The following is a 14,782-nucleotide window of genomic DNA, read 5'->3' as shown; positions in this document are numbered from 1 at the left end:
ATTCAACTTAATATCTTAAACTTAGCCAATTTGTACACGTTCTTTAGGATAATGGTATTTATCAGGTTCTTTACGTCCAGCTATCATAATAATAAATGATATTAAACCAACACGACCAATGAACATTAAGATCATCAGTATTACTTTCGTAAGACCGCTAATATCATCTGTCACACCTAAAGATAAACCACATGTTCCAAATGCTGACATGACTTCAAAAAATACTTGTAGAAATGATAAATTAGTCTTTTCTGTTGCAAGAATAATAACCATACTTACAAATGTTAAAATTGATGCCATCGTAAAAACTGCAAATGAACGTTGAATATCAACCACATGTATTTCTCTATTGAAGACTTTTATCGCTGTCTTTTCAGTATTATTATTAAAGTTAATGACAAAGAGAATGAGTATCGCGAATGTTGTTGTACGTATACCACCACCAACTGAACTTGGCGATGAGCCTATAAACATTAAAATACTCATGATAACGTTCGTTGCATCACTAAAGTTTGTAACATCAATTGTTTGTAATCCTGCACTACGTGTTGTTGCTGATTGAAATAGTGCGTAAAATAGTGATTGATGCCAACTTAAACCTTTGAAAGCATGATGATGTTCTAAAGCTAAAATAGCTAAGACACCAAAGATAAATAGAAATAAATATGTACAAGTTGTGATTTTGGTAAATAATGAAAATCTAAAATGACTAACTCTGTTTCTAACATAGGCTCTAATTTCCAATAATACAGGAAACCCTATTGAACCTAATACAATGAGAAACATAACTATCGTTTGTACAAAATAATCTTTAGCATACGGGATTAAGGATTGACCTGTAATGTCTAATCCACCGTTTGTAGTAGCGGATACTGAAACAAATAATCCTTGCATGAGCGCATTTTTCAAATCAGGATTATCTCTATAGAAGTAAAATGCTAATAGCAATGCACCAATAAACTCAATAGTTAAGATTGTTTTAATGATCTCTAAAATTAACTTTACAGTTCCACTCATAGTATCCTTATTATTGTCTAACATGATCAATTGGCGTTCACGGATACCTATATGTTTGCCTAATACAACCCACAACACTGTACCAATCGCCATGACACCAATACCGCCTATATTTAAGATGATTAGTATAATAATTTGGCCAAATGTTGAGTATGTATCTACAATGTTAACGGGAGACAGTCCAGTTACACTAATCCCTGATACAGCTACGAACAGTGTATCAATTGGACTAACATCTACACCTTGTTTGTGCACAAAAGGGAGATTTAGTAATAAGAAAGCGACAACTATGGCTATCAAATAATATAAAACTATCCCCTGTTGAGGACTAGATTTTTTAAGTAACTTACTAAAAATAGACACGCATTTGTCACCTCAACGTTATTTCAATTTTATTTTTATCTCTTGAGACTTACCTTCTCTATAAATTTTAGCCGACAATGTTTTTAAATCTTGTCTATGGCTAAAAATAGTTTGTCTATACTGTAAATTATTTTGAATTGATTTACTATCTAATTCTACAACTACATCACCAATTTTTAAACCTGATTTTTTACCTAATCCATCATCTTTCAATTTTTCTACTACAATTCCGCTTTGAACATCTTCAGGGACTTTAAATAATGCTCTTTCATATGGTAATAACTCTGAAACATTTTTAATGCCAATACCAGTATTAGGATATTGAATTTCACCTTTTTTCTCTAGTTCTGAAGCAATTGCACGTGCATCATCTATTGGAATAGCAAATCCCATACCTTCAATATTCGGCATGTTTATTTTCAGTGATACTACACCTACGAGTTCCCCATCTTGATTAACGACAGCACCTCCTGAATTACCAGGATTTACCGAAGCATCTATTTGAAACGTATTAATCAGTTCATCATTTTTATTATCTTTATCGAAATCGACCGGTACTGCTCTGTTTAATCCAGAAACAATACCTTTTGTTACTGTGTTTTTAAAATCATTGCCTAACGGATTACCCACAACTAAGATGCTTTCACCTAACTTCAATTGATTTGAACGACCGATTTTAATAGGTTGAACATTTTTGTTATTGATCGTTGCTTTAAGCACTGCAATATCTGACCACATATCTTTGCCAACTACTGTAGCTGTAGCTGCCTTATTATCATCATATGTAATGTTAACCTTATCGTTATTACCGACTATATGTGTATTCGTTAAAATAAAAAAGGTATCGCCTACAGCTTTGTAGACGACACCTGAACCAACTTCGTTATTTGAATTTGTATTTATATTTGTTTTATCAGTTGTTTGTGTTGTTGGATTCTTAGGTGTGTCGTTCTCAACTGTTACCACTGATTTTACAGCGGTATCTGCATTTTTCATTGTTGTTGTATATTTTGTATTTTGATGACTACTTTGTTCAATACTACTATTTTGGTTAATTGTTGAAATAATTGCACTAATTAATATGATAATTAATATAATTGCAACTACGATAACAATTTTAAGCCAATGTAATGTTAAGAATGATTTTACTTTGTCCATCATATCATTATGATTAGACTTATCGTGTTCATGCTCACTTGCTTCTTCATGATTCGTTGGATTTGAATTATGACGTGTTGTATTACCATGCGCCGCACCTTCATCATCTTTATGATCTTGATGAGATGTGGATACCTGTTTTGAAGCATGATGCTCATTCGTCTTTAAATCTTGTGATTCTATCATTTCACTATCATGCGTTTCTAAATCAAACGTAGTATTAGCTTCTGAGGTACCTTTTTCTCCTTTGTATGTGCTAATATCATCACGTTGATGCGCATCTTGTTTACTAACGCTCGCATGCTGAGTTTTGCCTTTATTCTTTTCTAATCTACTATATTTAGGTTCTATACCACTTTGATTTGAAGATAGCTCATTTTCATCTTCATTAGTCTTATTACCTGTTTCAACTTTAGATTTTGATGCTATCGGTTTATTATCTTTGTCCTCATTTTTAAGTTGTTGCTCCTCAGGCAATGTTAAATGATGTTCTTTTTCGTCTGCCGCATATTCAGATTCATTTTCAGAACGTAATTTGGCTAAATGTTGCTGTTGCTGAATTTCTTCTTGCGTCAATTTCTCAATTCTTGCTTTTCGCATGTTATCTTTAACACGTTCTTCATTAACTTTTGCCTGTTCTTGCTCTTTTTGTGCAAGTCTTTCACGCTGTGCTTTCTCACGTGCTAATCGTTCTTCACGCTCTTCGTTATGAAAATACTCGTGTCGTTTTCGACGATATTGTTCACGTGGTATTACGTGTTTTTTATCATTATCCAAAGGTGTCCACTCCTATCGATTCACTCACAATCTATTATGGTAACGTTGCATTATGTTTATATGGTTGTGGTTTTGTTTAATTTATTTATACATTAATTAAAGTTTAATATCATTATTGCCAATTGGCAATGAATTGAAGGTTCAAATCTGAATTTTTCTTACCATTTATATATATCATTCTATAAAAAATAAAAAAGCCTTTTAAATTTAATGGTTCTCATCAAATTTAAAAGACTCGAATGAAGCGTTTAAGCCAAATTATTTAGTTTTCTTTTTGTTACTACGTACTGATGTTAACCAACCGATAACAACTAATAGAATCATAACTGTCCAGAAAATAGCTTGCCATAATGTACTATGAGGGAAGTGTTCAGGTAAAATACCGATGTCTTCATGCGCAAGTACAATGACAACTAATTTAATACCTACCCATCCTACAATTGCAAAGGCAGCACCTTCTAAGCCAGGGTATTTGTTTAATAGGTCAACAAACCATGTAGCAGCAAAACGCATTAAAATAACACCGATCATGCCACCAATAAACATAACTGAGAATTGACCTAAGTCCATGCCACCAAAATGAATGCCAACTGTAGGTAATGTAACAGCAATAGCCATGGCAGCTAACATAGAATCAATAGCAAAAGCGATATCTGCAAATTCAACTTTTAACACAGTACCCCAGAATTGCATTGGTCCGACTTTCTTTTCAACACCATCATCGTCGAAATGATGATCATCACCTTCAGGTTGATCTTCGTGTTTTTTATGGAAAAATTGCCACAGATTTCTTATAGACATGAAAATTAAATATGCGGCACCCAGTGCTTGAATAAACCAGAAATTAGCAATAATACTAATTAAGAATAAGGCAAGAAAACGAAATACAAATGCACCTAGTAAACCATAAAATAAAGCTCTTTTACGTTGTTCAGGTGGTAAATGTTTAACCATAACGGCCATAACAACAGCATTATCAGCTGCTAATAGCCCTTCTAAAAATACAAGAACGAGAATTACCCACAAGTAGGGTAAAATTAAACTCGGATCCATAGTGGACAGCTCCTTTTTGTTTGAATACAAATAAAGAGACCTATGCTAAATAATAGCAAAGGTCTCACTTAGCAAATAATTGCCCACTTTACCGGAAGTCCATACTTCGTAATGACGATAAAGTGCTAATCATCAAATGTAATGATGATTCTCAAGTTACTCCCCTCTGACAAATTGTCATAGGTATTCATTTGTTAAGTGTATTATACACCATACGCCATATAAATAAACCATTTGCGTTCAATAAATTGTAAAATTTAAAGAGATGAGCTTGTTGTTAATACCCTTCTTTTTCAATCGTATGCTTATAAAAGACTATACAATTTAATTTCTGGGAATTTTTCTTCGAACCATCGTGTTGCAAATTCATTTTCGAATAAGAAGACAAAATTATCATATCTATCTTTTACTAATATTGAGCGAGATGTGTTCATTTTGTCTTGAATATCATCTTCATTTTCAATCCAACGCGCAATTTTTCTACCGACAGGTTCCATTACAACATCAACATTATATTCATTTTTCATACGGTGTTCAAATACTTCAAATTGTAGTTGTCCTACGGCACCTAAAATAATCTGGTTCGTATGAAGCGTTTTATAGTATTGGATTGCACCTTCTTGAACAAGTTGTTCAATCCCTTTATGGAAATGTTTTTGTTTCATTACGTTTTTAGCTGAAACTTTCATAAATATTTCAGGAGTAAATTGTGGTAAGTCTTGGAAACTATATTTTTGTTTACCACCAACTAATGTGTCTCCAATTTGATAGTTACCTGTGTCATATAAACCAATGATATCTCCGGCTACGGCATGATTCACTGTTTCTTTATCGTCAGCCATAAATGATGTTGAACGTGTGATTTTTTGTTTTTTATTCGTACGTTGTAAAGTTACGTCCATACCACGTTCAAATGCGCCACTTACGACACGCATAAATGCAATTCTGTCACGATGTTTAGGATCCATATTGGCTTGTATTTTGAAGATAAATCCAGAAAATTCATCATCGAAAGGACTTACTTCAACTTCTTCATTTGTTTGACGTGCATTCGGCATAGGTGCATGATCAACGTAGGCATTCAAGAAGTTTTGTACACCAAAGTTAGCTAAAGCAGAACCAAAGAACACCGGTGTCAGTTCACCATTCAATAGCGCATCATTGTCAAAGTCTTCACCCGCTTCTTCTACGAGCATGAATTCTTCAATCGCTTGCGCAAATGCACTGTCATTACTAATGGGATGTGATTCTTGTAATTCATAATCATCATTTAAGTGTAAGACATTTTCTTCATCTCTAAAAGGTTCGATAGACTTTGAATCACGGTCAATAATACCAAAGAAATTTTGCCCCATACCAATTGGCCAATTCATAGGGTACGTATCGATGTTTAATGTTTCTTCAATCTCATCTAATAATTCAAATGGCTCTTTACCTACACGGTCTAATTTATTAATAAATGTAAAAATCGGAATACCTCTCATTTTACATACTTTAAATAATTTCAAGGTTTGCGGTTCAATACCTTTGGCACAGTCAATAACCATTACCGCACTATCCACTGCCATTAATGTTCGGTAAGTATCTTCTGAGAAGTCTTCGTGTCCTGGTGTATCTAGAATATTAATTTTGTAGTCATCATAATCAAATTGCATAACTGAACTTGTTACTGAGATACCACGTTCTTGTTCGACTTTCATCCAGTCACTTGTTGCAAATTTCCCTGTTTTTTTACCTTTAACTGTACCCGCTTCTCTTATAGCACCACTAAAATATAATAACTTTTCAGTCAATGTCGTTTTACCAGCATCTGGGTGAGAGATGATGGCGAACGTCTTTCTTGATTCAACTTCTTCTTTTAAACTCATCTATTAATCTCCTTTAAAATCATTCGCAATCCATTTTGTTAAATTTGAAGCAATATGTATCGCTGCTTCTTCATCTACAAATGCAAATAGTTGCATTATCAATTCTTCTTTAATGTCGTCACTATCCATATGTACATCTAGTTCTATTGACCAAAATACATCAGGTATAGCTATCATGATTTGCTCTGTTGCTTCAATAATACATAGATATGCATTAACAATTTCACCATTAATAGTTAATTGTTTAATGTTCACCAGAGCCACCGCCAAATTTCTTGTATGCTGCTTCCAGTCCAATTAAATCATCTCTATGAGGTACCTTAACATGTCCAGGCATGATTTGATATGGTTCTCTTCCTTTAGAAGCTAATACGACTGTATCTCCTGGTTCGGCCACATCAATGGCGTGTCTAATACCTTCAGCTCTGTCCTCAAATTCAATGTAATGATCATGTGTAGCACCTTTAGCGAGTTCAGCTGTCAACATTTTAGGATCGTCATTAGCTGGATTATCTGGTGTGAATATAACATAATCTGCCCTACATGCTACTGCACCCATTTCAGGTGTCTTAGTTAAGTCACGTTCTCCAGCCATACCAATTAAAAAGATTAATTTCTGTTTTACGAAAGGTTTCACAGCATCTATTAATTTATTCATTCCATCCGCTGTATGTGCATAGTCAATAATTAAATCTATCGGTAACGATGGATCAAGCACTTCTAAACGACCTTCAACTGGCTCTAAAGTTTCAACCACCTTAACAATATCTTCCATTGACGTACCCTTACTCCAAACAGCAATCATGGCAGCCATGATATTTGAAATATTAAATTTACCTACATATGGGGTTTTAACATTATAAGTACCAATAGGTGTAACAAAATCAAACTGAACACCTTGTAAAGATTCTTGAATATTGGTAGCCATAAATTGCGCATCGTGATCTATACCATACGTAAAAATTTCATATGGTGTCACTGACATCAAGTACTCAGAGAATGCGTCATCATTATTGACAATGGCATACTTCTCTTTCGATAAATCTTCTCCTAATTGACTAAATAATAATGACTTAGCGTGACCGTAAGCTTCCATTGTGCCATGGAAATCTAAATGATCTTGTGTCAAATTAGAGAATACCGCTACATCAAATTCAACGCCTCTTAATCTTCCTAATGATAAGCCGTGGCTAGATACTTCCATAGTCATAACTTCCGCATCTTCATCGACAGCTTGTTTAATCTTTTTAGTCAAAGAGACCGTTTCTGGTGTCGTGTTTGCACCTTTAGTTTTATATTCGTTGATTTGGAAACCATTCGTTCCTAAATATGCACTACCTTTGCCTAATCCTCTATAAATGAGATGGATCATCGTAGCAATTGAAGTTTTACCATTTGTCCCTGTTACACCAATTGTCGTTAATTGATGGCTCGGATAGTCATATAGTGTATGCGCTAATAAGCTAGCAACTCTTAATGTATCTGGTACAATAACTTGCGTTACGTTCCCGCTAATGTCTTGTTGTTGATTAACTACAATGACTTTTGCGCCTTGGTCTACAACATTCTGACAAAATCTATGGCTATCAACCGTGTAACCTTTTGATGCGACGAATATACTTCCTTCACTTGCGGTACGTGAATCTGTAGTGATATCTGTAACATTTATATCTAAAGTACCTATTACTTGTTTTACTCGTATTTTTTCGAACAACTCATTCGCATTCAAAATGTATCGCTCCTTTTTTTACAATAAGTTTATTATACACGTTTTGAAGTTGTTGATAAATTTATAATCATTAAAATATTAGTTTTAACCTCACACTCAATATATGAATCAATAAAGTGAAGAAATTATTAATTAAGCGTTAATTATTTTAAAATTTCCTATATATATCACTACAATTCAATACATTTAAATATATTAGTGCTAGGATAGTGATATAAAGATGATGTTAACTTCGTTAGTATGCTATAATGCACTATAAATGAAATTTATACTGTTAATAAAGGGTATAAATATAATACGATAACTGAGTATCCGTATTTAATGCTATTACAGTTCGCATTAAATACGTTAATGTGTATTTTAAATTTAAATTAATGGAGGGTGACTATTAATGGTTACTCAAAATAAAAAGATATTGATTATTACCGGCTCATTTGGAAACGGACATTTACAGGTGACTCAAAGTGTTGTTGATCAACTTAACGAAATGAACTTGTCTCACCTATCAGTTATTGAGCATGACTTGTTTATGGAAGCACATCCAATTTTAACTTCTATTTGCAAAAAATGGTATATCAATAGCTTTAAATATTTTAGAAATATGTATAAGAACTTTTATTATAGTCGCCCTGATGAGTTAGATAAATGTTTTTATAAATATTATGGATTAAATAAATTGATCAATTTGCTGCTTAAAGAAAAGCCAGACTTAATCTTATTGACGTTCCCTACACCAGTAATGTCAGTGTTGACTAAGCAATTTAACATGAACATTCCAATTGCAACGGTTATGACAGATTATCGTTTGCAAAAAAACTGGATAACGCCTAATTCTCATCGATATTATGTCGCTACTGAAGATACTAAGCGTGATTTTATCAATGCAGGTATTCCAGCTTCTGATATCAAAGTAACTGGCATACCAATTTCTGATAAGTTCGAATCTGATATCGATAAAGTAGTTTGGTTACAAAAGCATCATTTAAATCCTGATAAACCAACTATTTTAATGTCTGCAGGCGCATTTGGCGTTTCTAAAGGATTTGACTATATGATTGATAGTATCCTGAAGAAGAGTCCTCAATCACAAATCGTGATGATTTGCGGACGTAGTAAAGCACTAAAACGTACTTTAGAAGCACAATTTAAGTCATATGATAACGTACTCATTCTAGGTTATACCAAACATATGAATGAATGGATGGCTTCAAGTCAAATTATGATTACAAAACCAGGTGGGATTACAATTTCTGAAGGTTTAACACGTAGTTTACCAATGATATTTTTAAATCCTGCACCAGGTCAAGAACTTGAAAACGCATTGTATTTCCAAGATAAATCATACGGAAAAATTGCAAACACACCTGAGGAAGCTATCGAAATTGTTTCTGACTTAACTAATCATGAAGAACGATTACAAACTATGACTAATAAAATGACTGAAGAAAAAGTTGATCATTCAACCTATAGATTATGTACCGATTTACTAAATATCCTGGACAGTTCATCACAACAACAGGAAATTTACGGAAAGGTACCTTTGTATGCCAAATTCTTCGTTAAGTAGTAAAGGAATTAGTAACAACTTTAAGATAATGCTCGTTATTTTATTCTTAATGGAATTTGCAAGAGGTATGTATGTATTAAGTTACGTTAATTACTTACCAACCGTTACTTCGATTGCAGTAGCAGTAACATCAGCGGCATTATCAATTCACTTTATATCCGATGCAGCAACAAATTTTGTCATTGGATTTCTCTTAAAAAAATTTGGTACTAAGCTAGTATTAACCCTAGGATTTTTATTAGCTTTTATGAGTTTATTCTTAGTCATTTGGTTTCCAGCTAACCCTATAGTAATCATTATTAGTGCAATCATGCTAGGTATTGCAGTTAGCCCTATATGGGTCATCATGTTATCAAGTGTAGAAGAAGCACAGCGTGGTAAACAAATGGGTTATGTCTACTTTTCTTGGTTGTTAGGTTTACTTGTTGGTTGGGCGTTTATGAATGTATTAGTTAAAATACATCCAACTCGATTTGCATTCATGATGTCACTCGTCGTAGTTATTGCATGGGTGTTGTATTATTTTGTTGACGTTAAATTAACAAATTATAATACGAAACCTGTGAGTGAACAATTAGGACAAATTGTCAACGTTATGAAACGCCATTTGGTATTATTCCCGGGCATTTTGTTACAAGGTGCATCTATCTCAGCGTTGTTACCTATACTACCAACATATGCGACAAAGGTAGTTGGTGTTAGTACAATTGAGTATACCGTTGCCATTGCTATCGGTGGCGCAGGTTGTGCGATTTCAATGCTATTCTTATCTAAGATTATCGATAAAAATAGTAAAGGATTTATGTATGCCGTTATTTTTGTAGGCTTTTTACTATTTACAGCATTTATCTTCGGTTTATCACTAGTAACCAATATTGTTGTCGTATGGATCGTAGCAATATTTATAGGATTAATGTATGGCATATTATTACCAGCATGGAATACATTTATGGCAGGACAAATTGACCCCGCTGAACAAGAGGAAACTTGGGGCGTCTTTAACAGCGTACAAGGCTTTGGCTCTATGATTGGTCCTTTATTTGGTGGTTTAATCGCTCAATTTTCTAACGGGCTAAGTAATACATTTTACTTTTCTGCCGCGATCTTTTTAATATTGGCTATTTTCTACGGCATTTATTTTATTAAGCGCCGAGGCAAAGTAAATCGTATATAATATAAAACACTAAAAAATCTAGTTAACGTGCAAACAATGTACATTAACTAGATTTTATTTTACTTATTATTTACAATTACGCTAATTTGAAAGTATCAATCACTTTCCATTTATCTTCATCCTCGTCATAGCGTAACAATGAAAGTTCTTCAATATTTTCTTTAAGGTCTACCCCTACTAATTCTACTTGACCAAATATATCTTCAAATTCTTGGCTTGTTAAACCTTGAGCAATTGTAAAGTGCGGTACAAATGGATGCTCCGCTTCACCATGAAAATCTTCAGTATTAAATAAATTGAAAAGCTGTTCTAATTCGTCAGTTTTAGCAACTTTAAAATAAATCACATTGTTAGTTGGTTTAAAACTTGAAGCTTTTGTTGCATGTACTTCAACTGGTTTAAAACCTTCTAATCTTTTTTTAACTTCTTCTTTTACTGAATCTAATTCATCATCATTGATTTCAAAGTGTGACTTGATCGTGATATGAGGCATGATACGTGCATATTCAGTATCATAACGTTTACGATAACCGTTCACTTCATCTTGAAATGATTTTGACGGAATTAATGCTAATCCTATATTCATTTAAATTCCTCCTTTGTTTAACATATTACCATTATAGCAAAATTCTATATTTTACGTTATTAGTTAGCAGAATTTTTTGAAAAGGTTTACAATAATTAAATATTTCATTTCGCATCATCAAAAAATCATTTTACAACCCGACACTGTACCCTTGATTCCCCTTTTCCTAATAAAACGAATTAAACTTCATCTGATGGTGCCGTTACTTCATCACCAAGAAAATACGTTAGTACATCTGGTAATAATGGCTTCCAAGATTTCCAAGTATGCCCGCCTTCAAACTCTAAATAATGGTAGGTCACACCCTTATCTTTAATCACATCTGCAAGCGCTCTATTTGGTGTTAAAAAGTTCGCACGTTCTCCCGTTGTTGGTAAAGCAAAATCTTCCTCTTCTAACCCTATCGCATGCCAAATAGATAATTCATTATACTGTAAGCAATGATTAAATTTATCTATAACTGTAGCATCTGAATGTGGACTAAGCATTGCAATTTGACTGAATATGGTTGGATACGTTAATGCAGTTAATAGTGCTATACTGCCTGCAAGACTATCACCCATTAAAATTCTGGCGTTTCCTACTTTATAGGTTGGAAACGTATGATCAATAAATGGTAGTAACTCTTTACCTACGGCTTGTATCGTCTTCTGACTTCTACTTCCTTGTGGATGAAACTCTTCTCGACGCTTATCAACATCTTCATAATGGAAACCGACAATAATTGCGCGTTGAATTTCATCCTCTCTTCTTAAACGTTCATATTCACGTTGAAGTCTTCCAAATCTTAAAAAATCTAACCCGTCAAAACAAATAATGACTTGATATTTGAATAGTTCAGAATAATCTTCAGGCAAATAAACTGATAATGTAACATCTCTTTCTAAGATATGACTATGTAAGATATGTTTATTAATTTTGCCTGCTTTAAAATTCGACATGACATTGACGCCCCCTAAATAGAATATACTCATTGTATCAAGTTCACGATGACTTTTAAATCTCTGAAAAAAACAAATGTTTCATATTCATGAAATTTGGTAATTTAATCATAGTTATTAGGGAAAGAAGACGATTTAATACGGATAAGCTTTTCCCCAGCTTGCTTTGCTTGTGGAATTTCTTTATGAAATTCTCTGTGCTGGGGCCCACCCCAGCTTGCTTTGCTTGTGGAATTTCTTTGCGAAATTCTCTGTGCTGGGGCCCCACCGTATTTTAATTTGAAAGTTGTGGTGTTGTTTTAGGTTTGTTGAAGGTTTGGTTTACGTATCTAAATTTAGGTGTGATGCATTTCTGAGTATTTCTTGAAGTTAAAATTTCCCTTTTTAACATGTCTTAATTGATATATACTTAATAAATAGTGAACAAATGAAAATAGGAGGACGTAAGCATATGCTTAACAAAGTTTGGTTTCGAACAGGTATTGCCCTAATTATCTTGTTCGTGCTAATTAAATTGTTTATGGAAGTACAAAGCGTTTTTGCACCTATTGTAACCATTATTGGTTCTGTGTTTCTTCCATTTATGATTAGCGGATTTTTATTTTATATCTGCTTACCTTTTCAAAATATTCTTGAAAAGTGGGGATTCCCACGTTGGGCAAGTATTACAACCATCTTTATTGGTTTAATTGCTATCATTGCAATCGTTGTCGCATTTATAGCACCAATCATTATTTCGAATGTGAACAGCTTAATTAAAGCGGCACCATCATTACAAAAAGAGGCTGAACAGATTGTTAATTTCTCACTTACTCAAATGGATAAACTTCCAAGTGACGTAACAGATAGAATTAATTCAGCCGTTAAATCAATGAGTGACAGTTTGACAGGTATTTTAGCCAACTCATTCTCTTACATTACGTCATTTATTTCAACTGTCTTCTTACTTATCATGGTCCCGTTCTTCTTAATTTACATGTTAAAAGATCATGAAAAATTTATTCCTGCGCTTGCTAAATTTTTCAAAGGAGAGCGTAAAGTATTTGTAGTCGATTTAATGAAAGATTTAAACTTCACTTTAAAATCATACATTCAAGGACAAGTGACAGTAAGTGTTATCCTAGGGGTTATTTTATATATTGGTTATACAATTATAGGCTTACCTTACACACCTTTATTAGTACTATTTGCCGGTGTAGCTAACTTAATTCCTTTCTTAGGACCATGGTTATCTTTTGCACCTGCAGGCATACTAGGTATAATTGATGGCCCTACTACATTTATTTGGGTTTGTGTGGTGACATTAATCGCGCAACAACTTGAAGGTAACGTCATTACGCCGAATGTTATGGGTAAATCTTTGAGTATTCACCCACTTACTATCATTGTAGTTATTTTAGCTGCAGGAGATTTAGGTGGCTTTACACTTATTTTAATTGCCGTCCCTCTTTATGCAGTACTTAAGACCCTCGCAAGCAATGTCTTTAAATATCGTCAACGTATTATTGATAAAGCGAATAGCGACGTCAAAGATTAATTTGATACAAATGTATAATATATTTTAGGAGTAGGTTTGAATTTATTACGAATTCAAATCTACTCCCTTTTTTTGAAAAAAGAGAACGGGACAGAATTTAAAATAAATTCGTTGTCCCGCTCCCATATTAAATGTATTCATTATTTTATTGCGTGGAAACCACTATCTACGTGAATGTTCTCTCCAGTCACACCGCTTGAGAAATCACTTAATAAATAAGCAGCTGTTTTACCTACTTCTTCTTGATCTACATTTCGTCTTAATGGTGCACGTTCTTCAATTTCTTTAAGGATTGTATTGAAGCCACCGACACCTTTAGCACTTAATGTACGAATTGGACCTGCAGAGATCGCATTGACACGAATATTATCTGGACCTAAATCATAGGCTAAATATTTCACATTCGCTTCTAAACTTGCTTTCGCTACGCCCATAACGTTATAGTTTTGAACAGCAAATTCGCCACCAAGATATGTTGTTGCAACAATACTACCACCATTTGGCATTAATTTCTTCGCTTCATGTGCAACAATTGTTAATGAATAAGAGCTGATATCTTGAGCAAGTAAGAAACCTTCTCTTGATGTTTCTGAGAAACGGCCACGTAAATCTTCGATATTAGCAAAAGCGATAGAATGATATACACCATCAATATTGCCTACTTCTTCGCCAATTTTCGCGAAACCATTGACTACATCTTCATCTTTTTGAACATCAATTTGATATAGTTTAGGATCTTCTTGATTTAATTGTTCTAATAATTTTTCTAATTCTTTGCGGCTACGGTCTTTACGATACGTGAAAACAAGTTTAGCCCCTAATTGATCTAATACCTTTGCAACGCCAAATCCGATACTACGTTTATTAGCAATACCCATAATTACGAAGGTTTTATTTTCAAGGTTAATCATTCGAAATAACTCCTTAATCATCGATTTTTTATATCTTAATCTCACTGTACAAACAATGAAGACTAATCTAACATTATTATTCTACCATTTTTGCTTCATAA

At 33.5% G+C, this 14,782-nt stretch carries 12 protein-coding genes and 1 riboswitch; of the genes, 3 read left to right on the top strand and 9 right to left on the bottom strand.

From position 1 onward, the window contains the following. Nucleotides 1-21 precede the first annotated feature (21 nt). The 6 genes from JVV30_RS02735 to JVV30_RS02710 form a co-directional block, all read right to left on the bottom strand. Complete coding sequence (locus JVV30_RS02735) at nt 22-1,380, bottom strand: TrkH family potassium uptake protein (RefSeq protein WP_053029665.1); 1,359 nt, start codon at nt 1,378-1,380, stop codon at nt 22-24. Between the two features lie 18 nt (nt 1,381-1,398). Further along, on the bottom strand, nt 1,399-3,315 hold the full coding sequence (locus JVV30_RS02730; RefSeq protein WP_070855074.1) for a S1C family serine protease: 1,917 nt from the start codon (nt 3,313-3,315) through the stop codon (nt 1,399-1,401). 258 nt (nt 3,316-3,573) lie between these two features. Continuing rightward, nucleotides 3,574-4,368: a TerC family protein gene (locus tag JVV30_RS02725; RefSeq protein ID WP_053029667.1), complete on the bottom strand. Its 795-nt coding sequence runs from the start codon at nt 4,366-4,368 to the stop codon at nt 3,574-3,576. Between the two features lie 70 nt (nt 4,369-4,438). After that, nucleotides 4,439-4,545: riboswitch (yybP-ykoY riboswitch) on the bottom strand. A gap of 128 nt (nt 4,546-4,673) precedes the next feature. Further along, nucleotides 4,674-6,236 carry a peptide chain release factor 3 gene (locus tag JVV30_RS02720; protein ID WP_070855076.1) on the bottom strand — a complete coding sequence of 521 codons (1,563 nt, stop codon included), beginning with the start codon at nt 6,234-6,236 and terminating at the stop codon, nt 4,674-4,676. 3 nt (nt 6,237-6,239) lie between these two features. Further along, nucleotides 6,240-6,491: a YueH family protein gene (locus JVV30_RS02715; RefSeq protein WP_070855077.1), complete on the bottom strand. Its 252-nt coding sequence runs from the start codon at nt 6,489-6,491 to the stop codon at nt 6,240-6,242. Further along, the gene (locus JVV30_RS02710; RefSeq protein ID WP_070855078.1) at nt 6,481-7,965 is read right to left on the bottom strand and encodes a UDP-N-acetylmuramoyl-L-alanyl-D-glutamate--L-lysine ligase; all 1,485 of its coding nucleotides are present in this window, start codon (nt 7,963-7,965) and stop codon (nt 6,481-6,483) included. Before JVV30_RS02710 ends, JVV30_RS02715 begins: the two co-directional genes overlap by 11 nt. A gap of 391 nt (nt 7,966-8,356) precedes the next feature. On the opposite strand from JVV30_RS02710, the gene JVV30_RS02705 reads away from it, so the two are divergent. Together JVV30_RS02705 and ltaA are read left to right on the top strand one after the other, a co-directional pair. Further along, nucleotides 8,357-9,532 (top strand): diglucosyl diacylglycerol synthase, encoded by a 1,176-nt coding sequence (locus JVV30_RS02705; RefSeq protein ID WP_204193318.1) that lies wholly within the window; start codon nt 8,357-8,359, stop codon nt 9,530-9,532. Continuing rightward, nucleotides 9,510-10,706 (top strand): lipoteichoic acid biosynthesis MFS flippase LtaA, encoded by a 1,197-nt coding sequence (ltaA, locus tag JVV30_RS02700; protein WP_053030004.1) that lies wholly within the window; start codon nt 9,510-9,512, stop codon nt 10,704-10,706. Before JVV30_RS02705 ends, ltaA begins: the two co-directional genes overlap by 23 nt. A 76-nt stretch (nt 10,707-10,782) precedes the next feature. Here the strand turns inward: ltaA and JVV30_RS02695 are convergent, their stop codons facing one another. After that, nucleotides 10,783-11,292 carry a YjcG family protein gene (locus JVV30_RS02695; RefSeq protein ID WP_053029679.1) on the bottom strand — a complete coding sequence of 170 codons (510 nt, stop codon included), beginning with the start codon at nt 11,290-11,292 and terminating at the stop codon, nt 10,783-10,785. Nucleotides 11,293-11,471: 179 nt separating this feature from the next. After that, a complete protein-coding gene (locus JVV30_RS02690; RefSeq protein WP_204193316.1) occupies nt 11,472-12,233 on the bottom strand; it encodes an esterase family protein in 762 nt (253 codons plus the stop codon). A gap of 451 nt (nt 12,234-12,684) precedes the next feature. Here JVV30_RS02690 and cozEa point away from each other — a divergent pair, with 451 nt between their 5' ends. Continuing rightward, a complete protein-coding gene (gene cozEa, locus JVV30_RS02685; RefSeq protein ID WP_053029682.1) occupies nt 12,685-13,770 on the top strand; it encodes a lipoteichoic acid biosynthesis protein CozEa in 1,086 nt (361 codons plus the stop codon). 140 nt (nt 13,771-13,910) lie between these two features. Here the strand turns inward: cozEa and fabI are convergent, their stop codons facing one another. Beyond that, nucleotides 13,911-14,681, bottom strand: coding sequence for an enoyl-ACP reductase FabI (gene fabI / locus JVV30_RS02680; RefSeq protein ID WP_053029684.1), 771 nt, complete (start codon nt 14,679-14,681; stop codon nt 13,911-13,913). Nucleotides 14,682-14,782 lie beyond the last annotated feature (101 nt).

It is taken from the genome of Staphylococcus sp. GDY8P47P, assembly GCF_016892225.1.
In the GTDB taxonomy this organism is placed as follows: Bacteria; Bacillota; Bacilli; order Staphylococcales; family Staphylococcaceae; genus Staphylococcus; species Staphylococcus borealis.
This window is presented reverse-complemented; position numbering and strand designations above follow the sequence as displayed.

Bases quoted from the DNA above. Each gene is read 5' to 3' on its own strand.
- JVV30_RS02725 (WP_053029667.1), bottom strand. From the start codon at position 4,368: ATGGATCCGAGTTTAATTTTACCCTACTTGTGGGTAATTCTCGTTCTT.
- JVV30_RS02720 (WP_070855076.1), bottom strand. From the start codon at position 6,236: ATGAGTTTAAAAGAAGAAGTTGAATCAAGAAAGACGTTCGCCATCATC.
- JVV30_RS02705 (WP_204193318.1), top strand. From the start codon at position 8,357: ATGGTTACTCAAAATAAAAAGATATTGATTATTACCGGCTCATTTGGA.
- ltaA (WP_053030004.1), top strand. From the start codon at position 9,510: ATGCCAAATTCTTCGTTAAGTAGTAAAGGAATTAGTAACAACTTTAAG.
- JVV30_RS02695 (WP_053029679.1), bottom strand. From the start codon at position 11,292: ATGAATATAGGATTAGCATTAATTCCGTCAAAATCATTTCAAGATGAA.
- JVV30_RS02690 (WP_204193316.1), bottom strand. From the start codon at position 12,233: ATGTCGAATTTTAAAGCAGGCAAAATTAATAAACATATCTTACATAGT.
- cozEa (WP_053029682.1), top strand. From the start codon at position 12,685: ATGCTTAACAAAGTTTGGTTTCGAACAGGTATTGCCCTAATTATCTTG.
- fabI (WP_053029684.1), bottom strand. From the start codon at position 14,681: ATGATTAACCTTGAAAATAAAACCTTCGTAATTATGGGTATTGCTAAT.